Origin of the sequence: Rhodococcus sp. USK13, assembly GCF_018343855.1 — a bacterium.
Taxonomy (GTDB): domain Bacteria; phylum Actinomycetota; class Actinomycetes; order Mycobacteriales; family Mycobacteriaceae; genus Rhodococcus_F; species Rhodococcus_F oxybenzonivorans.
In genome coordinates, this window is the sequence record NZ_CP069242.1 from 4,823,434 (window position 1) to 4,845,755 (window position 22,322).

Sequence of the window (22,322 nt, forward strand, 5' to 3'; positions counted from 1 at the left end):
GCATACACGAACTGTGGGCCAGGTTTCCCTGGCCCACAGTTCGTTGATACACAGAACGTTTCAGCTGGGAAGGATCACTCCCCCACGACGATGTATCCGTCCGTCGTCAGCTTGTTGTCGGCACCGAACTTCATCTTTCCGTACGAACCGATGGAGGGTTCGCCCGCATCACTGAAGTCGAGTTTGCCGGTGACGCCGTTGTAGTCGATGTCCGTTCCGGCCTGCACGAGCGGCAGGCACTCCTGGTACGACGTGCACGGCGTGCCACCCTCGGTGACGTTGTTGATGTTGGCGGCGATGTCGCGGCCCGCCGTCGACTTCGCCGCCTCCGCAGCCAGCGCGGAGACCACGACGGCGTCGTAAGACTCACCGGCGTAGTTGAAGTCGATCAGCGCACCGTTGATGCCCTTGAGGCGATCCTGGAACGCGGGACCGACGTCGGTGAGCGGAGTGGTGCCCTGCATCCCGTCGAGCAGCGGCGGCGCCACGGCCTCCCCCAGCGCATTACCCATGTTGCCGTCGACACCGTAGACCTTCATGCCGTCGGACGGGCCGATTCCCACCTCGTGCATACGTGTGATGATCTTGGCCGACTCCTCGAATCCCACTACTGCCACAGCATCCGGGGCGAAGTCCTTGACCTGATCGATCTCCGAGTTGAACGACTGCGCGTTGGGGTCGTAGATGATCTTCTGAATCTGATCTTCCGGAATGCCGGCGTCGGCGAGGTTCTTCACGATGTTGTCGGCGAGCCCGGTGCCGTAGGGGTCGTTCAGTGCGAGGACGGACACCCGCTGGCCGCCGTCGTCCGAGATGAGCTGCGACACAGCCTGAGCCTGCAACACGTCCGTGGGGGCCGTACGGAAGTACTGCCCCTTGTCGGCGTAGCAGACGAACTGGTCGGACGTGTTCGCCGGCGAGAACATCACGACACCCGCGCTGGCCACCTTGTCGATGACCTTGAGCGACACCGAGGACGACGCCGCACCGACGATCACCTGTGTGCCCGCGGCCAATTCGCGGTCGACCGTGGAGTTGGCCGTATCCGTGGTGGTGTCGCCCGAGTCGCCGGGAATCAACTGCACGGGCTGACCGAGCACTCCGCCTGCCGCGTTGACGTCGTTGACACCGAGCTGGGTGCCCGCCACCATCGGCGGTCCGAGGAAGGAGAGGCTACCGGTGTCGGGCAGCAGGGTGCCGATCTTCAGTGGCGCCGTGGACGGTGTCGTTCCGGCCGTCGCCTCTTCGGGGGTGCAGTCGGTGGTCACCGTGGTGGCCGAGGCGGCGGCACCGTCGCCTCCGCTTGCGGACTCGTCGCCACTGTCCGAACTGCAACCTGCGAGTGCGAGGCTCGCCGCGCCGAGAACCGCAGCCGCCCGCACGAGGGTCCGTTTAGCCATCCAAAGTCTCCTTAGATCACCTGTGTACGGACGCCACCCGAGTTGGCGTCCGCTGTGGGATCAGACGCTAGCTGTCCGGCGGCGATCGCGACCCTCGGCGAACGGCTCGTGACCTTACTGTGACCTTGATGCGGTCAGTGTTAACGCGGCCGTAAAGGGTTACTCGGGCTTCTCGCCGCCGAGGGTCTCGAGGACCACCTGGGCCACCGCTTTCATGGTCGAACGGCGATCCATCGCTGCCCGCTGAATCCACCGGAACGCTTCGGGTTCCGTGAGTGACTGCTTGTCCATCAGCACGCCCTTGGCGCGCTCGACGACCTTGCGTGTCTCGAGCCGTTCGGACAGGTCGGAGATCTCCCGCTCCAGTGCGGTCACTTCCTTGAACCGGCTGGCTGCCAACTCCACGGCGGGCACCAAGTCGGCGACGGAGAACGGTTTGACCAGATACGCCATCGCGCCGGCGTCACGGGCCCGTTCGACCAAGTCTCGCTGACTGAACGCTGTGAGAATAACCACTGGAGCAATACGTTTCGCGGCGATCTCGGACGCCGCATCGATGCCGTCACGCCTCGGCATCTTCACATCCATGATGACGAGGTCGGGTTTCAGCTCGACCGCCAGATCGACCGCAGTCTGTCCGTCACCGGCCTCACCGACCACGTCGTAACCCTCTTCACGCAGCATCTCGACGAGGTCCAGCCTGATCAGCGCCTCGTCTTCGGCCACCACGACCCGTCGCGGCGGGGTCGGCACGCCTTGCGGCTGCGGAGCGTTCATGGTCACCATTCTCCTCTGCTCGGACGACCCCGAAGCCGGGGAGCGAACGGTTAGAGGGTACCGGTGGTTGACTCCCGACGACGATCTTCTACAGTGGTACAGCGCAACACGCCCTCGTATCCCAATTGGCAGAGGAAACGGATTCAAAACCCGTCCAGTGTGAGTTCGAGTCTCACCGAGGGCACTGCCGGACAGTCGCATCAAGTGCAGGCCAGGGTCATCCCTGACCTGCACTTCGCGCAATGTACTGCTATCGCACCGTCCGCACCACTGCCTGCCGGCTGCGTATCGCCGCGGACGGCTACGACCACGGTGTCACGGGTCTGATCTGCGCCTTGCCGTCGAGGACGACGTCGACACGTTCCTGATAGAAGCACACCATCCCCGCGATCTGGCCGAGTTCGAGCGGCGGTTGTTCGTAACTCCACGCGATATCGACGCCCTTGTCACCGCCTCCCACGAGCGACCAATGTGACGCGTGGCCTTTGTACGCACAGACCGTCGAGGTCGGACTCGGTTCGAGCGCCGCGACGACGTCGGCGAGGGGCAGGTAATAGCGCGCCGGGAGCACGAATTCGAAGAGGATCAGCGGGCGGGCCGACTTTGCGACGAGTCGGCCGTCCAGTTCGATGCGGATGGACGTCGAACTCTGCCGCACATCGATTCGGGAGAACGGGTCGTGGGGGTGCCCGAAGATCGGTTCGTCCTCCTCGAGCCAGTCGAAGCCGTCGAAGTCGAGGATGACCATCGAGTCGAGTTCGGCGGGCCGGAACACCTGCCCGGTGGCGGCACCGGCAGTGACCGTCATCGGCGTCCCTGCGGTCGTGTGAAACCCGAAGGCCGTCCGCGGGTCGATGACCGGCGGGCCGCCCTCTTCCAGCGATACCGGCAGCTCCGAGGCGGAATCGTCCGACGCCTCCGCGAGGGTGCCCGTCACGTCGGAGATCGGCACCGCATAGGACGGGACGACGCGTCGTGGCTCCCACACCAGCACGGCGTCACGCGTGTCGACGACCGTGGCGCCGCCGAGACGCGCACGCACGCGCTTGGGAGTCGGCTGGTATCGGAGCTCCTGCCGAGCCTGCATCAAGTGGTCGATCATTCTGACGGCCATCCGCTGTACCTCCTTGTCGACCTGCGTACGCGCGAAGAGAACTGAGCCGCAGGTAGTGGCGGCTTTGTTGTGCCGGAACCCTGTGGTTCGGCGCGTGCCTGCCAGTACCATGGTGGCACGGTTCCGCCCTCGAGCACGGAGGTCACCCATGGATCTCGGCACCGTCAACTTCACGTACGACGGGCGCGTAGCTCTTCGATTCCAGCAAGCGTTGTCGCATTCGCCGGAGAAGGTGTGGCGGGTACTGACGGACCCCCAGTATTTGAAAGTCTGGTTCCCTGCCGACGTCGACTTCGACCTCACCCCCGGCGCGGAACTGGTGTTTCGCGTAACCCCGGAGCAGGTCCGCCGGTTCGGATTACCCGAAGACCACACGACCACCGGCACGGTCATTTCGGTGCACCCGGGCCACATCCTCGAGTATCTGTGGGATGCGGAGACCCTGCATTGGGAGCTGAGTCCCGACGGGAGCGGCGGTTGCTGGTTGACGCTCACGCACACGGTGGAAGAGGAAGACTCCGCCTATGCACACGCCGCGGGCTGGCACGCCGGCCTCGAAGTGGTGGAGGCGCAACTCGACGGCCGCGAGGTGAACTGGTCACCGTGGGATCGGGCCGACGAACTCGCATCGGCCTACCGCAAGGCCAACTGACAGTCCGCCCGGGTGCCGCCGAGACACCCGGGCGGAGCCGTTCAACCCGGCACCCGGGCGAGACCGGTCAACCCACGAGCGAAGTTTCGGTCCACCGGCCCTCGCCTTCCAGTTCCACTCCGAGCGAGTGGAATTGGTCGAGCGTGCTGCGGTGCCCGACACTGACCACGATGCTGTCCGGCAATTCGGACCGCAGGAGTGTGTAGAGCGTGTGCTCGAGCCCTTCGTCGATCGCCGAGGTGGCCTCGTCGAGGAAGATGACGGCCGGCCGCGCGGTCAGGACCCGCGCGAAAGCCAGCCGCTGCTGCTCCCCCGGGGACAGGATGCGGGTCCAGTCGGCTGTCTCGTCGAGTCGGTCGCCGAGATTGCCGAGCGATACCTTCGACAGCGCCTCACGGAGAGTGCCGTCCGCCGCTGTCGGTTCGCTGGGGTACGCCAGCGCTGTCCGGAGCGAACCGAGCGGCAGATACGGCCGCTGGGACAGGAAGATGGCATCCCCGGATGGTCGCGACACCGTGCCGTCCGCGTAGGGCCACAGATCGGCGAGGGTTCGGAGCAGCGTCGTCTTGCCGGAACCGGACGGACCCTTCACCAACAGCGACTGACCGGGACCGACGGTGAGATCGAGACCCTCGATGAGCGTCGCTCCGGACGGAGTGCGCACGTCGAGCTTGTCGACGTCGAGTTCGTTCCCGGATTTGCCCGTCTTCAGGATCGGGAGTGCGGCGGAGTGCATGTTGTCGTTGGCCAGACCAGTGAGTCGGATGAGGGTGGCGCGGAAACTCGCGAAGTCGTCGTACGACTCGCGGAAGAAGGACAGTGAGTCGTGCACCTGTGAGAACGCCGTCGAGGTCTGCATGACGTCACCGAGTGAGACCTGACCGCTGAACAGCCGCGGCCCCTGAATCAGGAAGGGGAAGATGACCGCTGTCTGGTTCACCGAGAGGTTCCAGCCATTGAATTTGAGAGTCCGGAAGACGATGTGCCACATGTTGCGGATGACGTGCGCGAACCTGCCTGCCAGCGTTCGCCGCTCGACGTTCTCGCCGCGATAGAACGCGATGCTCTCGCCGTACTCACGGACCCGGATCAGTGCGTAGCGGAAGTTCGCATTGAGCTTCTCGTTGAGAAAGTTCAACCTGATGAGCGGCTTGCCGATCCAGAACGCCACCAGCGTGGTGACGAGAACGTAGACGAAGACGAGGAAGATCATCGCCCGCGGAATCTCGGTGCCGAAGATAGTCATCGGACCGGACAGGTCCCACAGGATTCCGGTGAACGACACGATCGACAGCACCGCCGTGACCGCGCCCATGGACAGCACCCGGGCCGTGGTCACGAAATTGGTGATGTCAGCCTGGATCCGCTGATCGGGGTTGTCGATCGCGTCGTCGAGAAAACGGTCGCGGTAGTAGGCGCGACTGTCGAGCCAGTCGTCCGTGAGGTGGTGAGTGAGCCAGACACGCCAATCGATATCGAGGGTCTGGCCGATGAGGAACTCGATCAGGGCGCGTACGACGTGGATGGCCGCGAGGAACGCGAACACCCGCAGAAAGTGCCAGAACGCGGTCTCGTCGAGGTTCTGGATCGAGTCGTAGAAGTCGTTGGACCAATAGGAGAACAACACGTTCATCCGCACGGCGAACACCGTGAACAGCAGTAGGACCGCGAGGATCACCAGCGGCTTGGGACTACGCCGCGGATTGAAATACGCCGCCGCGAAACGCCAGAACTGCCTGCCCCACTTGGTGAATCGAGCGAGCAGCACGATGACGACGACAAAGACGACGGCAGTCATCACGTAGGCCTTCAACAGCCATACCGCGCTGTCCCACACAACGTTGTTCCAGTCCACGACCCAGGTCCCCGATCACGAGATGAAGCTCAGGAGAAAAGATGGCGAAGTCTAACCCTGGTTCGGCGTGATCGGCGAGAGAAACGTGAACGACACGTCCGTCGTCGCCCGGAAAGCTACCCGTCTTGTGCAGGTTCCTGCTTTTCTTCGGTGTCCGGATCTCGGTCTCGATACTCTTCCTTGAGGTTGCCCTCGTCGTCGACGTAATCGTCGAAGGCGGTGCCGGAGACCGTGCCTCCGGAGCCGGGGAGTACGACCGTCTCCCGGGCGCCCGGATCGTACCGAGCGTCGATTTCTTCGGCCTTCTTCTTGGCCTTCTCCATCGCTTCATCGTCGGGACGGGGCACTTCGCCCTCGGTCTGCTCGCCGGTGTTCTTCTGCTCGGTGTCGTCTGCGCTCATGGTGCACGTCCGTTCCGTCGGAGATCCGGAATCGACGATACGCCCCGAACCGTCACTTCCTGGGCGGGAAATGACGAATCAGACCTTCCTGCACCACGGTGGCGAGCAGTTCGCCTTCGAGCGAGAAGAAGCGCCCGGTCGCGAGGCCTCGTGAACCGGCGGCCACAGGCGACTCGGTGGCATAGAGTGCCCAGTCGTCGAACCGGAACGGGCGATGAAACCACATCGAATGATTGACCGTGGCCGCCACGATCCGGTCGAGGCCCCACGACAACCCGTGCGTGGTGATGATGGAATCGAGCACCGTGGTGTCCGACGAGTAACCCATGACGGCGACGTGGATCAGCGGATCGTCCGGAAGATCGCCGTCCGCCCTCATCCACACCCGGTTGTGGGTGAGCTTCTCCCCCGTACCCTTCATGATCCAGGACGGGTCGTTCGCATACCGCATGTCGATCGGCTTCAGGGCATTGACGAACATCTTCAGCCGGTCCTCGTAACCGAGAAAATGATCACCCAGGGGCGGAAGTGTCTCCGGGAACGGAACATCGGGAACCGCGACCGCGTGTTCGAGTCCCTGGCCCCAGTCCTGGAACGCCGCAAGCATCACGAACAGTTCCTGACCGTTTTGCAGGGCGGTGACCTGCCGGTTGGCGAAGGCTCGGCCGTCGCGGTGACGATCGACGCGATACTCGATCGGTTCCTTCACGTCACCACCGCGAATGAAGTGGGCGTTGACCGCGTGCACCGCCCGTTCACCGGAGACGGTGCGGCCGGCGGCGACCAGAGCCTGCGAGATCAACTGGCCGCCGAACGTCCGGCTGCCCACCTGCGCGGGATGCCGACCTCGATAGGTGTCCTCCCCGATCTTCTCCAGATCGAGGAGTTCGAGAAGAGTCTCGAGATCGGTCTTCGCCGCGACTTCGCTCACCTAGTGGTCCTCTTCACCGATTCTGTGGACGTGGATCAGGTTGGTCGATCCTACGGTGCCGGGCGGCGAACCTGCCACGATGATGACCAGTTCACCCTTCTGGTAACGGCCGAGACCCAGAAGTGCGTGGTCGACCTGACGGACCATCGCGTCGGTGCTCTCGACGGGGTCGACGAGGAACGTCTCCGTGCCCCAGGTCAGCGAGAGCTGGCTGCGCACCTCCGGGAGCGGAGTGAACGCGAGCAACGGCAGCGGGGTGTGCAAGCGAGCGAGTCGCCGCACCGTGTCGCCGGACTGGGTGAAGGCAACGAGCGCCTTCGCGTCGAGTCGCTCACCGATGTCGCGGGCGGCGTAGGAGATGACGCCCCGTTTGGTGCGCGGAACGTGGGTCAGCGGAGGCACCCGGGTCGATTCACCCTCCACGGCCTCGACGATGCGGGCCATGGTGCGCACGGTCTCCATCACGTATTTACCCACCGAGGTTTCCCCGGAGAGCATGACCGCGTCGGCACCGTCGAGAACCGCGTTGGCCACGTCGGACGCCTCGGCGCGCGTGGGGCGCGAGTTCTCGATCATCGACTCGAGCATCTGCGTGGCAACGATGACCGGCTTCGCGTTCTCGCGGGCGATCTGGATGGCCCGCTTCTGCACGAGCGGGACCTGCTCGAGCGGGAGTTCCACGCCCAGGTCACCACGCGCGACCATGACCGCGTCGAACGCGAGGACGACGGCCTCGAGGTTGTCGATGGCCTCCGGCTTCTCGAGCTTCGCGATGACCGGGATGCGGCGACCGACGCGATCCATGACCGCGTGCACCAACTCCACGTCGGCAGGTGAACGCACGAACGAGAGGGCGATGAAATCGACACCGAGGTTCAGCGCGAACTCGAGGTCGGCGATGTCCTTCTCCGACAGCGCGGGCACCGACACGTTCATCCCCGGCAGGGATACACCCTTGTTGTTGCTGACCGGGCCACCCTCGGTGACACGACACACCACGTCGTTGCCCTCGACGCCGGTAACGACGAGGCCGACCTTGCCGTCGTCGACGAGCAGCCGGTCACCCGCCTTTGCGTCCTCCGCGAGCTGCTTGTACGTGGTCGACACCCGGTCGTGCGTGCCGACGACCTCGTCCACGGTGATCCGGACGAGCTCACCGTTGGCCCAGGTGGTGCGCTCTTCGGCGAACCGGCCGAGCCGAATCTTGGGCCCCTGGAGGTCGGCGAGGACTCCGACCGCCTTTCCCGTCGCATCCGATGCGGCTCGGACGCGGTTGTAATTTTCCTCGTGGTCGGAGTGTTCCCCGTGGCTGAAGTTCAGCCGGGCCACATCCATACCGCTTTCGACGAGTTCGCGAATACGGTCACCGGTGGCGGTAGCAGGTCCAAGAGTGCATACGATCTTCGTCCGTCGGTTCACGGCCTGAAGCCTAGTCGTCCCGCCCGCCCATCTCCATTTAGACTACGGCCAGCGGAAGCGCCGTCGGATGCACCGGCGAGGGGAGGTCGGACGCCCCTGTGAGGTACGCATCGACAGCATGCGCGGCGGACCTGCCCTCGGCGATCGCCCACACGATGAGCGAGGCACCGCGATGCGCATCGCCGCACACGAACACTCCCGGTGCGGTGGTCTGCCAGTCGGGACCACAGGACAGCACGCCCCGACGGGTGGGGCTCAAACCGTAGTCGTCGAGCAGCGGGCCGAGGTCGACGCCCTCGAAACCGATCGCGAAAAGGGCTAATCCGCAGGGTAATTCGATTTCCTCCCCCACCGGGGTGATGATGCGCTTGCCGTCCTCCCTCGACACCCGGACCTCCGCGAGCACCATGGCCCTGACGTTTCCGTTCTCGTCACCGAGGAACCGTTGCACCGCAACCTGATACCGGCGGACGCCGCCCTCCGCGTGGGCCGGCGACGTGCGCAGCACCATCGGCGACGCCGGCCACGGAGTCACGGACTCGTCCCGCTCGCTCGGCAACTCCGGGCGGTAGTCCAATTGGGTCACCGACAACGCTCCCTGTCGATGCGCAGTTCCGAGGCAATCCGCGCCGGTGTCACCGCCACCGATGATGACGACGTGCTTGCCCTTCGCGGTGATCGACGCAGGGCCGTCACCCTCGCACTCCTTGTTGGACGTCACCAGGTGCTCCATTGCGAGATGGATACCGCCCAGCTCCCGGCCCTCAACCGTCGTGTTGTCGCGGGCACGCAGGGCGCCGATGGCAAGGACCACCGCATCGAAGTTGGCCCGCAACTGGTCCACGGTGAGATCGACACCCACCTCGCAGTCGGTGACGAAATGTGTTCCCTCCGCGCGCATCTGGACCAGTCGCTGATCGAGAACCGACTTCTCCATCTTGAACTCGGGGATGCCGTAGCGAAGGAGTCCCCCGAGCCGGTCGTCGCGCTCGTAGACGGTGACATCGTGTCCGGCGCGGGTGAGCTGCTGGGCGGCCGCGAGCCCGGCCGGACCGGAACCGACCACCGCGACCTTCTTGCCCGTGGCGATCATCGGCGGTTTAGGCTCCACCGTTCCGGTCTCCCAAGCGACGTCGGCGATCGTCTGCTCGATCCGCTTGATGGTGACGCTGCCCGTCGTGTGGGTGTCGGCGAGCGAGAGCACACACGCCGATTCACACGGCGCCGGGCACAACCTACCGGTGAACTCCGGGAAGTTGTTGGTCGCATGCAGACGCTCGCTCGCCGCCGACCAGCGGCCGCGGCGCACGAGATCGTTCCACTCCGGAATCAGATTGCCCAGCGGGCAGCCCGCACTTCCCGAGTGGCAGAACGGAATACCGCAGTCCATGCAGCGGGTGGCCTGCTCGGCTACCTCGGCGTTGCGCTCCTCGGGACTGAGCGGACTGGTGACCTCGCGCCAGTCGTGCACCCTTTCCGCAATGGGTCGCTTGGGTGCTTCCTTCTTGGGGATGTGCAGGAAACCATGCGGATCAGCCACGAGCCGCCTCCATGATTGCGGTGTCCACGTCGAGCCCCTCGGCGCGGGCCAGCCGAGTGGCCTCGAGAACCCGCTGATAGTCCACCGGCATCACCTTGGTGAACAGCGCCGACCGCCGGGGCCAATCGGCGAGCATCGAAGCCGCGACGGTGGAGCCGGTCCAGTGCAGATGGTCGCTGACGGTACGGCACAGCCAGTCGAGGTCCTCGGGGTCGGGTGTCAGCAGGGTTACCATGGCCGGATTGACGTCGGCGGGGTCCAGGTCGAGCACATATGCGATCCCGCCCGACATTCCGGCCGCCAGGTTCCGTCCGGTGGGACCGAGGACGACGACCCGTCCGCCCGTCATGTACTCGCACCCGTGATCGCCCACTCCCTCGACCACGGCGGTCGCTCCGGAATTGCGCACCGAGAACCGTTCGCCGGCCCGTCCGCGGAGGAACAGTTCACCCGAGGTCGCACCGTAGAGCAGTGTGTTGCCGGCGATCACCTGAGTCTCCGGGACGAACAGGACGTCGGCGGCCGGTCGCACCACGATTCGCCCGCCCGACAGCCCCTTCCCGACATAGTCGTTGGCGTCGCCGGTGAGGTCGATGGTGATGCCCGGCGGCAGGAACGCACCGAGTGATTGACCCGCCGACCCGGTGAAGGTGAGCCGGATGGTGTCGTCGGGGAGACCACCCGCACCGTAACGACGGGTGACCTCGGCACCGAGCAGCGTCCCGACCGTCCGATTCACATTGCGCACGGGCATCTCGATCTCGACGGGATGCGCGTCTTCGAGGGCACCTTCGGCCAGCTGGATGAGCGTGCGGTCCAGCGCCCGGTCCAGGGCATGGTATTGGTCGGTCACCTTGCGCCGCTGGGTGAGTGGGGTCCCGTCGGGGCCCTTCGGTAACGCGAAGATCGGCGAGAGGTCGAGTCCGCGGCTCTTCCAGTGCGCGATTCCCTCGGCCGTCTCGAGCATGTCCGCGTGCCCCACCGCCTCATCGATGCTGCGGAAGCCGAGACGCGCCAGGTACTGCCGCACGTCCTCGGCGATGAAGCGGAAGAACTCCTCGACGAACTCGGGCTTGCCGGTGTACCGCTTACGCAATTCGGGGTTCTGAGTGGCCACACCCACCGGGCAGGTGTCGAGGTGGCACACACGCATCATGATGCACCCTGCCACGATCAACGGCGCCGTCGAGAAGCCGAACTCCTCCGCCCCGAGCAGCGCAGCGACGACGACATCCTTCGCGGTACGCATGCCGCCGTCGCACTGAACGGTGATCCGATCGCGCAGACCGTTGAGCACGAGTGTCTGCTGCGCATCGGCCAGTCCGATCTCCCACGGCGTACCCGCATGCTTCATCGACGTGAGCGGAGTCGCGCCGGTGCCGCCGTCGTTGCCCGAGATGAGGACCACGTCCGCGTGCGCCTTGCTGACACCGGCCGCCACTGTCCCCACACCCACCGAACTGACCAGCTTCACATGGACACGGGCCTGGTCGTTGGCGTTCTTGAGGTCGTGGATCAGCTGTGCGAGGTCCTCGATCGAGTAGATGTCGTGGTGCGGCGGAGGTGAAATCAACCCCACGCCCGGAGTCGAGTGCCGGGTCTCCGCCACCCATGGGTACACCTTGTAGGCGGGCAACTGCCCGCCCTCGCCAGGCTTGGCTCCCTGGGCCATCTTGATCTGGATGTCGCTCGCGTTGACGAGGTAATCACTGGTGACGCCGAATCTTCCGCTCGCCACCTGCTTCACGGCGCTGCGACGGGACGGGTCGTAGAGGCGGTCGACGTTCTCCCCGCCCTCCCCGGAGTTGGATCGCCCACCGAGATTGTTCATTGCCACAGCCATCGTCTCGTGCGCCTCGGCGGAGATGGACCCATAGCTCATCGCGCCGGTGTTGAAACGAGTGACGATCCGCTCCGCCGGCTCCACCTCCTCGAGCGGCACCGGAGGCCGGAGGCCCTCACGGAAGCTGAAGAGGCCGCGCAGTGCACCTCCGGCTGCAGCGAGCCTGTTCACCTCGTCGCTGTACTGGGCGAAAACCTCGTGCCTGCCGGTGCGGGTGGCGTGCTGGAGGAGAAACACGGTCTCGGGCGTGAACAAATGCAGTTCGCCGTCGCGGCGGAACTGGTACTCGCCGCCGTGGGCAAGCCGGCGGTGCGCGTACTCGGTGGGATTGTCGGGGTAGGCCTGCCGGTGCCGGAGCAGCACTTCCCGCGCGATCTCGTCGAGTCCCACGCCACCGAGTTTGCTGGTGGTCCCCCGGAAATACTCGTCGACGAGGCCGCGGTCGAGGCCGAGTGCCTCGAAAGCCTGGGCGGCGGTGTACGAACCGACTGTCGAGATGCCCATCTTCGACATCACCTTCAGCACACCCTTGCCGAGTGCCGTCAGATAGTTGCGCACCGCGATCGTGTGATCGACTCCCGTCAGCTCGCCCTCCGACACCAGGTCCTCGATCGACTCCATCGCGAGGTACGGATTGACCGCGGCCGCTCCGTAGCCGATGAGCAGCGCCAGATGATGGACTTCGCGGGCGTCGCCGGACTCGACGACCAGCGCCACCTTCGTTCGTTCCTTGGTGCGGATCAGGTGGTGATGCACCGCGCCCACGGCCAGCAACGACGGGATGGGTGCGCGGGTGTGGTCGGAGTCGCGGTCCGAGATCACCAGTGTGCGGTATCCCTGCGCGATCGCAGCGCTCGCCTGGATGCGCAGTTCTTCCAGCGCATCGGCCATGCCCGCACCGCCGCGCTCCACCTCGTAGAGACCGCGCAGAACGGTCGCCGCCAGACCGGGGTGGTTGCCGTCCGCGTTCACATTGATGATCTTGTTCAGGTCGTCGTTGTCGAGCACCGGCCACGGCAGCACTATCTGACGACACGACGCCGCAGTGGGCTCGAGCAGATTCTGTTCCGGACCCATGACCCGGGACAGCGACGTCACGATCTCTTCGCGGATTGCGTCGAGCGGCGGATTGGTCACCTGGGCGAACAGTTCGACGAAATAGTCGTACAGCAGCCGCGACCGGGCGGAGAGCACAGCGATGGGCGTGTCGGTTCCCATCGAGCCCAGCGGCTCCCCGCCGGACGCCGCCATCGGCGACAACAGGATCCGCAGATCTTCCTCGGTGTAGCCGAACGCCACCTGTCGCCGGACCACCGACTCGTGGTTGTTCTGGGCGTGCGGTCGCTCGGGCAGCGTCCTCAGGTCGAGCAACCCTGCATAGAGCCACTCAGCGTACGGCTTCTCGGCTGCCAGCCGCGACTTGATCTCGTCGTCGGGAACGATACGTCCCTCCGACGTGTCGACCAGGAACATGCGCCCCGGCTCGAGGCGCCCCTTCGCCACGACCTCGTCCTGGGGCACGTCGAGGACACCGCTCTCGCTCGCCAGGATCACCCGCCCGTCGACGGTCTGCCACCAGCGGCCGGGCCGCAGACCGTTACGGTCCAGCACTGCCCCTACGACGGTTCCGTCGGTGAACGTCACACACGCCGGCCCGTCCCACGCCTCCATCAGCGATGCGTGGAACTGGTAGAATGCGCGCCGATCGGGACACATCTTCGTGTCGTTCTCCCACGCCTCGGGCACCATCATCATCACCGCATGGGGCACGCTGCGTCCCGCGAGATGCAGCAGCTCGAGCACCTCGTCGAACGAGGCAGAGTCCGACGCCTCGGGGGTGCAGATGGGGTACAACCTTCGGAGGTCTCCTGGGATGGCGGCACTCGACAACATCGCCTCCCGCGCCCGCATCCGATTCCGGTTGCCTCGAACGGTGTTGATTTCCCCGTTGTGCGCCACGAAGCGGAACGGGTGCGCAAGCGGCCAGGACGGGAACGTGTTTGTGGAAAACCTGCTGTGCACCACCGCGAGCGCACTCATCATGCGGGGATCCCGCAGGTCCACGTAGTAGAGAGGCAGCTGGGGAACGGTCAGCATGCCCTTGTAGACGATGGTGCGGCTCGACAGCGACGGGAAGTAGACGCCCGACCCGCTCGACTCGACCTCCGGAGTGATCTGCTCGGCGCGCTTGCGCAGCGGGTAGACGAGGCGATCGAGGTCGAGACCACTGGGCCGCCGTCCGCCGGTCGGCGGCGCCGCGACGAAGAGCTGACTCATGTGCGGCTCGCATCCGCGTGCCGTGGCCCCGAGGTCGGCGCCCTCCGAATCGATCGGCACGTCCCGCCACCCCAGGATGTCGAGCTCCTCCTCCTCGGCGAGGTCCTCGATCCGCTTCCGGGCCGTCGATCGCGCCTCCGGGTCCCGAGGAAGGAAGCAGAAACCCGCGGCGTAAGTACTACTTCCGTCCGGGGCGGGCGAAGGAAGGTCGAAATCGACGACCTCCTCGAAGAGCTCGGTGGGCAGCTGCACCAGAATTCCGGCACCGTCGCCGCTGTTCGTCTCGGCGCCGGCAGCGCCGCGATGCTCGAGGTTGTCCAGAGCGACGAGACCATCCGCGACGATGGAGTGCGAACGGCGGCCGTGCACGTTCACCACCATGGCGACACCGCACGAATCGACTTCGCGATCCGGGTCGTAGAGACCTTGCGGACCGGGCGACTGAGAGAACAGCACCGATATACCTCCACATCGGCCGAGGGGACCACCGGTGGCGCTTGCGCGTCCCTGCCGGCGGCCTCCGCTAGCGGGGTCGCCACGACGGGCGCTAACTGCATTTCGGGGGTCTACCGGGACAGCCTCGGCCCGTGAAGGTTGTTACCGGACATACATCCGGCGCGCTCAGCTTACCAGCACCGATAAGCCTCGGATATGCCGATTTCCGGACAGGACAGCACTGTGGCCCCCGTCGCAGGAGCAACAGGGGCCACAGCGGTGGAATCGAGCGGCGACGCTACGTCGTCACTGGTCCCGGAGAGGTCGTCCGTACTTGTCCTTCACGCTGCCCGTCAGCATCATGATGCCGTCGATCAGCGGCCAGAGCCCGCCTAATCCGCACGTCAGCCAGGTGACGGCGATCTGCGCGACCGCGATGCCGGGCTGGTTCAGGTAGAACCGTCCGACACCGAAGGCACCCAGGAAAATCTGCAGGAGTCCCGCGGTGAGCTTCGACTTGTCGGAGTACGGCTCACCGCTGACCGGGTGCCGGCCGAACGGCGCAGACGGATCGACGTAGGCGTTGTACCCGGCCGGGGCATAACCGGGCTGCGGGTATCCCTGCTGTCCGTACCCCTGCTGGCCATACTGCTGTCCGGGATTCTGCTGGCCGTAATTCTGCTGGCCGTAGTCCGGCTGACCGTAACTCTGGGGTGCGGCACCCTGCTGACCGTAACCGGCCTGCGGGTAGCCGGGTTGCTGATAGTCCTGCCCTGACTGCGGCGACGTCCCGTACTGCGCGTTGTAGTAAGGATCGGGGGTGCCGTACGTCGGGCCGTCCGCAGGCTGCTGCGGCTTGTCGTAACCGGTGTACGGGGCGGTCGGCGGCGGGGTGTCGCCCACATTCGGCAGTGCGGTGGTGGGTTCGGTCCCGCTCGGCGACGGGTAGGTGGGAGTCGAACCCCAGCCGGGACCATTGCCGACCCCGGAGTAGGTGTCCCATCCGGGCCCGGTTCCCGACGACGCCGGTGAGGGCGTTGCGTCCGAGGTGGCGGGTGGCTGCGACAGCGATGCCTCGGCGGTGGCGTCGTAATCGAAGGGCGAACCGAACTCGGGCGGAAGGCTCGACTCAGCGCTCCCGCCCTTCTTCCCCAGATCCACCCGCTGGGTGTCGTCGCCGGAGGTGTCGGCCTTGGCGGAATCGTCGGATGCTTTCCCCGGATCAGTCATTCGCGTCATCCTTCTTGCTGTCGGTGGTCGTCGTGCCCGCGTCGGTGCCGGCAATCGCAGTACTCACAGCCTTGTCGTCACCCGCAGGCTTGTCTTTCTCCCCGTTGTCCTGGGCGGGAGCCTCCTGCTCGGGTGGCCCGTCTTCCGCCGCGGCAGGATGATGCGGTTGCAACTCCGCCGGGTCTTCCCGGCCCTTGGTCGCGGCGAAGACATACACCACCGCTGCGACGAACACGATCGCCGAGGTGAACGAGTTGACGCGGACGCCGGCAATGAGGCTGGCGTGATCGCTGCGCATCAGCTCGATCCAGAACCGACCGGCGCAGTACCCGGCCACATACAGGGCGAAGAGGCGGCCGTGCCCGATACGGAAGCGGCGGTCCACCCACACCAGCAGGATCACGATCAGCACGTTCCACAGCGCTTCGTACAGGAAGGTGGGGTGCACGACGAAGGCGACCTGCCCGGTGGAGACACCGTCGATCAACTCGGGGTGCACCTGCCCGGCGTCATTGCGGCGCTCGAAGATCTCGAGCCCCCACGCCACGTCGGTTTCCCGGCCGTACAGTTCCTGGTTGAAGTAGTTGCCGATTCGGCCGATCGCCTGGGCCAGCAAGATGGGAGGCGCTACCGCGTCGCCGAGCGCAGGCAGCGGTATCCCACGCCTGCGACAGCCGATCCACGCGCCGACGCCGCCGAGCGCCACCGCGCCCCAGATACCGAGACCGCCCTGCCAGATCTTCAGGGCGTCGACGGGATCCCCGCCCTCCCCGAAGTAGGTGGGCCAGTCGGTCAGGACGTGATACAGCCGGCCACCGATCAACCCGAACGGCACCGCCCAGATGGCGATGTCGAGCACGGTGCCCTTCTCGCCGCCCCGGGCGACCCAGCGGCGGTCGCCCCAGAAGATCGCGACGACGATGCCGACGATGATGAACAGCGCGTACGCGCGCAGGGCCAGTGGGCCGACGTACCAGACGCCCTGAGGCGGACTCGGAATATACGCCAGCACGTCCACAGTGGAAGTCACGACGCCACGGTAGCGGAGCGAACGCCCTCGGCGAGTTCCCTCGTCAGCGAGCGCACAGCGTCGAGCCCGGATTCGACCGCGGTGACGAGGGCAGACCCGACGATGACTGCATCCGCGTAGGCGGCGATCTCGGCGGCCTGCGCCCCCGAACGGACACCCAGACCGACACCCACCGGAATGTCGGAATGGGCGCGGATGCGCGCGGTCAACTCCGGCGCCATCGACGACACCGCGTCACGCGCGCCGGTCACCCCCATCGTCGACGCCGCGTACACGAATCCGCTGCTCGCCTTCAGGGTCATCGCCAGTCGTTCTTCGGTCGACGACGGGGCAACAAGGAAGATCCGGTCGAGGTCGTGTTCCTTCGACGCCGTGATCCACTCGCCGGCCTCCTCGGGGATCAGGTTCGGGGTGATGAGTCCGAGGCCGCCGGCGTTCGCGAGGTCACGGGCGAACCGATCGACACCGTACTGCAGAACCGGATTCCAGTACGTCATCACCACGGCCTTGCCGCCCACCGACGCGATCTGCTCGATGATCGTGAACACGTCACGCACCTTGACGCCGTTGCTCAGCGCCTTCTCGGCGGCCGCCTGAATGGTGGGTCCATCCATCACCGGGTCCGAATAGGCGATACCGACCTCGACGATGTCACAGCCCGAGTCGACCATGGCCTTGAAGACGTCGATGGATTCGGGGACGGTGGGATACCCGGCGGGTAGGTATCCGACCAGAGCGGCACGCTTCTCCTCACGGCACTGCGCGAACGTCGGGGCGAGGCGCGAGAGTCGTTCGCTCACTTGGCGGAACCTTCCTTGTCGGTGGTCGTGGGAGTTTCGGTGGCAGCGTCGGGGTCGAAGAGCCCGAACCACTTGGCCGCCGTGTCCATGTCTTTGTCGCCGCGCCCGGAGAGGCTGACGACTATGATCGCGCCCTCCCCCAGTTCACGGCCGAGTCGCAACGATCCTGCGACGGCGTGCGCTGATTCGATGGCCGGGATGATTCCCTCACGCTCGGACAGCAGGCGCAGGGCATCCATGGCCTCCGTGTCGGTGACGGGCTCGTAGGTGGCGCGGCCGATGTCCTTGAGCAGGGCGTGCTCCGGTCCGACGCCGGGATAGTCGAGACCAGCCGAGATGGAATGCGATTCGATGGTCTGCCCGTCCTCGTCCTGCAGCAGATACGAGTAGGCACCCTGGAAGGCGCCCGGGGTGCCGGCCGCGAAGGTGGCGGCGTGGCGCCCCGTCTCGACTCCGTCACCGGCAGCCTCGTACCCGACCAGCCGCACCCCGGGGTCGTCGAGGAAGGCGTGGAAGATTCCGATGGCGTTGGACCCACCGCCGACACACGCGGTGACGGCGTCGGGCAGCCTGCCCGTCAGCGCCTGCACCTGCGCCCGCGCCTCGAGCCCGACGACACGCTGGAAGTCGCGGACGATGGTCGGGAAGGGATGCGGTCCGGCCGCGGTGCCGAAGCAGTAGTACGTGTTGTGGGCGTTGGTCACCCAGTCCCGCAGCGCCTCGTTGATGGCATCCTTGAGCGTCCGGGAGCCGGACTCCACCGAAACCACCGACGAACCGAGCAACCGCATACGGGCCACGTTCAGCGCCTGCCGCTCGGTGTCGACCGCGCCCATGTAGATGACGCACTCGAGCCCGAACAGTGCACACGCCGTCGCCGTGGCCACACCGTGCTGACCGGCACCGGTCTCCGCGATGATGCGGGTCTTGCCCATCTGCTTGGCGAGCAGCACCTGACCGAGCACGTTGTTGATCTTGTGCGAGCCGGTGTGATTAAGATCTTCGCGCTTGAGGATCAGCCGCGCGCCCCCGGCGAATTCACTCATCCGAGTGGCCTCGAAGATGGGTGACGGGCGGCCCGTGTAATCGCGCTGCAACCGATCGAGCTCGGACAGGAAGGTGTCATCCGACCGCGCCTTGTCGTACGCGGCCGTGACCTCCTCGATCACCGCCATCAGCGCCTCGGGCACGTGGCGTCCGCCGTAGACGCCGAAGTGTCCTCCGGAGTCGGGGTCGTGCGACGTGCGTTCGGCGATTCCGGCGCTGGCAGTCGGCAGATCGCCACCCTTGAAGACGGTGTCCTGATTACGTGAAGTCACAGGTCCAGTCTGCCCCAACGCCGGGTGCTGCCGCCGTCCGGGTCAATTCGGCCGCAGTCGCTTCAGCGCGACGGCTTGGGGCAGGAGGGGTGCGCCCCGGCATTGACCAGATCGGCCACGGCCTTGCGTGGATCTCCGCTGGTGACGAGGCCTTCGCCGACGAGTACGGCGTCCGCTCCGGCACCCGCGTAGGCGAGGAGGTCAGCGGTACCCCGGACACCGGATTCGGCGATCTTGATGGTTTCGGTGGGCAGTCCGGGTGCGATCTCCCCGAAGGTGTTCTTGTCGACCTCGAGTGTCTTGAGGTTTCGGGCGTTGACGCCGATCACCCTGGCGCCGGCCTCGAGTGCCCGGTTGGCTTCCTCTTCGGTGTGAACCTCGACAAGCGCGGTCATTCCCAACGACTCGGTGCGGTCGATCAACGACGCCAGCGCATGCTGCTCGAGCGCGGCGACGATGAGCAGGACGACGTCGGCGCCGTGCGCGCGGGCTTCATGGATCTGGTACGGCCCGACGATGAAGTCTTTACGCAGAACCGGGATGCTGACCGCACGCCGGACGGCGTCGAGGTCGGCGAGGGATCCCTGAAAACGTCGTTCCTCGGTGAGCACGCTGATGACCCGGGCGCCTCCGGCCTCGTAGGCCTTGGCGAGTTCGGCGGGGTCGGTGATCTCGGCGAGCGGGCCCTTCGACGGGCTTGCACGCTTGACTTCGGCGATGACTCCGATGCCAGGCTCGAGCAGAGCAGCTGCCGCGTCGAGCGCAGGCGGTGCGGCAGCCGCGGCGGCCTTGACAGCGGCGAAGTCAAGGACGGCTTCGCGGGCGGCCACATCGGCGCGCACTCCGTCGAGAATCGAGTCGAGAACGGTCATCGTGGCCCGAGTCCTTTCTGGGCAGGAACCCGATGTGAGGAACATCATCAGGGGTGAAGCAAGCGTAGATGGCACTCTGATTCTGTTTACGATCGGGTACCCGGCTCGTTGGTGTCGCCGTCCAGCCGATCGACATCATCGGCTTTCTTGTCTGCGCGGGAGCCGTCGACCGTCGGATCTTCGCCCGCGTCGAGCGCGTCCCACAGCATGCGTTGTGTGAGGGGCTCGTCGGCGGAATCAGCGCTGGTCTTCTTGGCCGCCGCGCGCCGTGCGGCCGGGCTGTCGTACTTCGAGGAGAGCCCGGCGCGTACCCGTGGACGGCGGGCCAGTTCGACGGCGGCGGCGAGGGCGGCGACAGCACCGGCGAGAGCCAGCACCGCGGGCCCCTGATTCACCGACACGGAATCGATCACCGCACGGCCCGGCAATTCCGCCAGCCGTCCCGCCTGCTCGTCCGTTGCGCCGGAGACGAGCACAGTTGCCGCCGGGACGGCAGCTACGACGGCCACGGCGGCGACGAGTACGCCGAGAATGCGGAGCGCCCACCCCTTGACGGCGAAGGACGCTGCGATGGCGGCAACAAGGGTCAGGGCCAGCGGCGTGAGCGCCGCCGCCCAGGTGCCCCCGTCGAGCGCCGTGGTGCGCTGCTCACCGAGTCCGTCGGAGGAGGTGACCTCCACCCACGTCATCCGGGATGCTCCCCACAAGCACACCGCCGCGACGGCGAGAAGGAGCACCGCGAGAATCGACCGGCGGCGTCCTGGAGTCTCGGTTCCCGCTCCGGTCCCTTCGGTCACTGCGTGCCGCCTCCCAGGGTCTTCATCGTGTGCGCCGCGGCGATGGCGCTGAGCACGGCCATGGCCTTGTTCCGCGCCTCCGTGTCCTCGTATTCGGGATTCGAATCGGCCACCACACCGGCACCGGCCTGGACGTACCCGATGCCGTCCTTGATCAGCGCCGTCCGGATGGAGATCGCCGTGTCTGCGTCGCCGGCGAAGTCGAGATATCCGACGATTCCGCCGTAGATCCCGCGCCTCGTCGGTTCGAGTTCCTCGATCAACTGCATGGCCCTGACCTTCGGCGCGCCCGACAGCGTGCCGGCCGGGAAGCAGGCGGTGACGGCGTCGAGTGCCTGTTTGCCGGCCGCGAGGTGGCCTGTCACCGTGGAGACGAGGTGCATCACGTGGCTGTACCGCTCGATGTGCCGATAGTCGTGCACTTTCACCGTGCCGGGTTCGCACACGCGGCCGAGGTCGTTGCGGCCGAGATCGACGAGCATGAGGTGCTCGGCGTTCTCCTTCTCGTCGGCGAGGAGATCCTTCTCCAGGAGGATGTCGTCCTCCTCGGTGGCACCGCGCCACCGGGTGCCGGCGATCGGGTGGGTGGTGGCGACACCCTCCTTGACCGTCACCAGCGCTTCCGGGCTGGAACCGACGATCGAGAACGCGGTCTCGCCGTCACCACCGGGAACGTTGAGGAGGTACATGTACGGGCTGGGATTCGAGGCGCGCAGCATGCGGTACACATCGATAGGTGCAGCGGCACAATCGATTTCGAAACGCTGCGACAGCACGACCTGAAACGCCTCGCCCGCCTCGATCTCCCCCACCAGGCGCTGTACGTCCGCACCGAATCCCTCGGTGGTGCGCTGCCGGCGGTAGTCGGGTGCGGGTTTGGCGAACGTGGACACCGTGGACGGCGCGGGCGCCGACAGCGAGGCCGTCATCCGGTCGAGGCGCTCGACGGCATTGTCGTACGCCTCGTCGACCCGCTCGTCCGTGCCGTCCCAGTTCACCGCATTGGCAATGAGGGTGATGGCCCCCTCATGGTGATCGACGGCCGCCAGATCCGTGGCGAGCAGCATGACCATTTCCGGGATCTGCAGGTCGTCCACGGCGTGCTCACCGATGCGTTCGATGCGCCGCACGGCGTCGTAGCCGAGGAAGCCCACCATGCCGCCGGTCAGCGGCGGCAGGTCGGGCAACCGTTCGCTCCGCAGGAGCTCGAGGGTCTGACCGAGTGCCGCGATGGGATCCCCACCCGACGGCGCTCCCGCCGGAACGTTCCCGTACCACGCCGCCTCCCCGTCGACGACGGTCAACGCGGCGGGACTTCCTGCGCCGATGAACGACCATCGTGACCACGAGCGGCCGTTCTCCGCCGATTCCAGCAGGAACGTACCGGGCCTGTTTCCCGCCAGCTTCGTGTACGCCGACAGCGGAGTTTCGGCGTCCGCCAGCACCTTACGAGTCACCGGGACGACCCGATGCTCGGCGGCGAGAGCGTGGAACTGCTCGCGCGTGGTGGTCGAGTCGGATCCGCCATCCGGCAGGGTGGCGGCGGATTTGGGCGCGGACATCGTGGTGGGCTCACCGTGCATGCCGACCATCATCCCAGGCGCGTTCGGCGCGTCTGCGTGCGCGGGTA

17 protein-coding genes and 1 tRNA gene are annotated in these 22,322 nt (G+C 66.1%); 2 read left to right on the forward strand and 16 right to left on the reverse strand.

Features of this window, described 5'->3' with window-relative positions; all coding sequences use genetic code 11:
• Positions 1-74: 74 nt before the first annotated feature.
• Both JQT59_RS24610 and JQT59_RS24615 read right to left on the reverse strand, forming a co-directional pair.
• Positions 75-1,400: an ABC transporter substrate-binding protein gene (locus tag JQT59_RS24610; protein ID WP_109329397.1), complete on the reverse strand. Its 1,326-nt coding sequence runs from the start codon at positions 1,398-1,400 to the stop codon at positions 75-77.
• A 159-nt stretch (positions 1,401-1,559) separates the two neighbouring features.
• Positions 1,560-2,186, reverse strand: a complete 627-nt coding sequence (locus JQT59_RS24615) for an ANTAR domain-containing response regulator (protein WP_213572352.1) — start codon at positions 2,184-2,186, stop codon at positions 1,560-1,562.
• A gap of 101 nt (positions 2,187-2,287) precedes the next feature.
• On the opposite strand from JQT59_RS24615, the gene JQT59_RS24620 reads away from it, so the two are divergent.
• Positions 2,288-2,361 (forward strand) — tRNA-Leu (locus JQT59_RS24620).
• Positions 2,362-2,478: 117 nt separating this feature from the next.
• Here JQT59_RS24620 and JQT59_RS24625 read toward each other — a convergent pair.
• A complete protein-coding gene (locus JQT59_RS24625) occupies positions 2,479-3,291 on the reverse strand; it encodes a DUF427 domain-containing protein (RefSeq protein WP_213572353.1) in 813 nt (270 codons plus the stop codon).
• Positions 3,292-3,439: 148 nt separating this feature from the next.
• On the opposite strand from JQT59_RS24625, the gene JQT59_RS24630 reads away from it, so the two are divergent.
• Complete coding sequence (locus JQT59_RS24630) at positions 3,440-3,943, forward strand: SRPBCC family protein (protein ID WP_159921845.1); 504 nt, start codon at positions 3,440-3,442, stop codon at positions 3,941-3,943.
• 67 nt (positions 3,944-4,010) lie between these two features.
• On the opposite strand, the gene JQT59_RS24635 is transcribed toward JQT59_RS24630, so the two are convergent.
• From JQT59_RS24635 to JQT59_RS24695, 13 genes are all read right to left on the reverse strand, one after another.
• Positions 4,011-5,798 carry an ABC transporter ATP-binding protein/permease gene (locus JQT59_RS24635; RefSeq protein ID WP_213572354.1) on the reverse strand — a complete coding sequence of 596 codons (1,788 nt, stop codon included), beginning with the start codon at positions 5,796-5,798 and terminating at the stop codon, positions 4,011-4,013.
• 116 nt (positions 5,799-5,914) lie between these two features.
• Complete coding sequence (locus JQT59_RS24640; RefSeq protein WP_213572355.1) at positions 5,915-6,199, reverse strand: hypothetical protein; 285 nt, start codon at positions 6,197-6,199, stop codon at positions 5,915-5,917.
• 52 nt (positions 6,200-6,251) lie between these two features.
• Positions 6,252-7,130 carry an acyl-CoA thioesterase gene (locus tag JQT59_RS24645; protein ID WP_159921841.1) on the reverse strand — a complete coding sequence of 293 codons (879 nt, stop codon included), beginning with the start codon at positions 7,128-7,130 and terminating at the stop codon, positions 6,252-6,254.
• Positions 7,131-8,549, reverse strand: a complete 1,419-nt coding sequence (gene pyk, locus JQT59_RS24650) for a pyruvate kinase (RefSeq protein ID WP_213572356.1) — start codon at positions 8,547-8,549, stop codon at positions 7,131-7,133.
• Positions 8,550-8,586: 37 nt separating this feature from the next.
• Positions 8,587-10,089, reverse strand: coding sequence for a glutamate synthase subunit beta (locus JQT59_RS24655; protein WP_213572357.1), 1,503 nt, complete (start codon positions 10,087-10,089; stop codon positions 8,587-8,589).
• Positions 10,082-14,665, reverse strand: a complete 4,584-nt coding sequence (gene gltB, locus JQT59_RS24660; protein WP_213572358.1) for a glutamate synthase large subunit — start codon at positions 14,663-14,665, stop codon at positions 10,082-10,084. Before gltB ends, JQT59_RS24655 begins: the two co-directional genes overlap by 8 nt.
• 285 nt (positions 14,666-14,950) lie before the next feature.
• Positions 14,951-15,874, reverse strand: a complete 924-nt coding sequence (locus tag JQT59_RS24665) for a TM2 domain-containing protein (protein WP_213572359.1) — start codon at positions 15,872-15,874, stop codon at positions 14,951-14,953.
• The gene (gene lgt / locus JQT59_RS24670; protein ID WP_213572360.1) at positions 15,867-16,904 is read right to left on the reverse strand and encodes a prolipoprotein diacylglyceryl transferase; all 1,038 of its coding nucleotides are present in this window, start codon (positions 16,902-16,904) and stop codon (positions 15,867-15,869) included. Before lgt ends, JQT59_RS24665 begins: the two co-directional genes overlap by 8 nt.
• Positions 16,901-17,704 carry a tryptophan synthase subunit alpha gene (gene trpA, locus JQT59_RS24675; protein ID WP_159921834.1) on the reverse strand — a complete coding sequence of 268 codons (804 nt, stop codon included), beginning with the start codon at positions 17,702-17,704 and terminating at the stop codon, positions 16,901-16,903. The genes lgt and trpA overlap by 4 nt, the downstream gene beginning before the upstream one ends.
• Entirely contained in the window at positions 17,701-19,023 is a 1,323-nt protein-coding gene (gene trpB, locus JQT59_RS24680) for a tryptophan synthase subunit beta (protein WP_159921833.1), read from the reverse strand. Before trpB ends, trpA begins: the two co-directional genes overlap by 4 nt.
• Before the next feature lie 62 nt (positions 19,024-19,085).
• On the reverse strand, positions 19,086-19,895 hold the full coding sequence (gene trpC / locus JQT59_RS24685) for an indole-3-glycerol phosphate synthase TrpC (protein WP_213572361.1): 810 nt from the start codon (positions 19,893-19,895) through the stop codon (positions 19,086-19,088).
• Positions 19,896-19,981: 86 nt separating this feature from the next.
• Positions 19,982-20,692 carry a TIGR02234 family membrane protein gene (locus JQT59_RS24690; RefSeq protein ID WP_249353818.1) on the reverse strand — a complete coding sequence of 237 codons (711 nt, stop codon included), beginning with the start codon at positions 20,690-20,692 and terminating at the stop codon, positions 19,982-19,984.
• Positions 20,689-22,275: an anthranilate synthase component I gene (locus JQT59_RS24695; protein ID WP_213572362.1), complete on the reverse strand. Its 1,587-nt coding sequence runs from the start codon at positions 22,273-22,275 to the stop codon at positions 20,689-20,691. The genes JQT59_RS24690 and JQT59_RS24695 overlap by 4 nt, the downstream gene beginning before the upstream one ends.
• Positions 22,276-22,322: the final 47 nt, after the last annotated feature.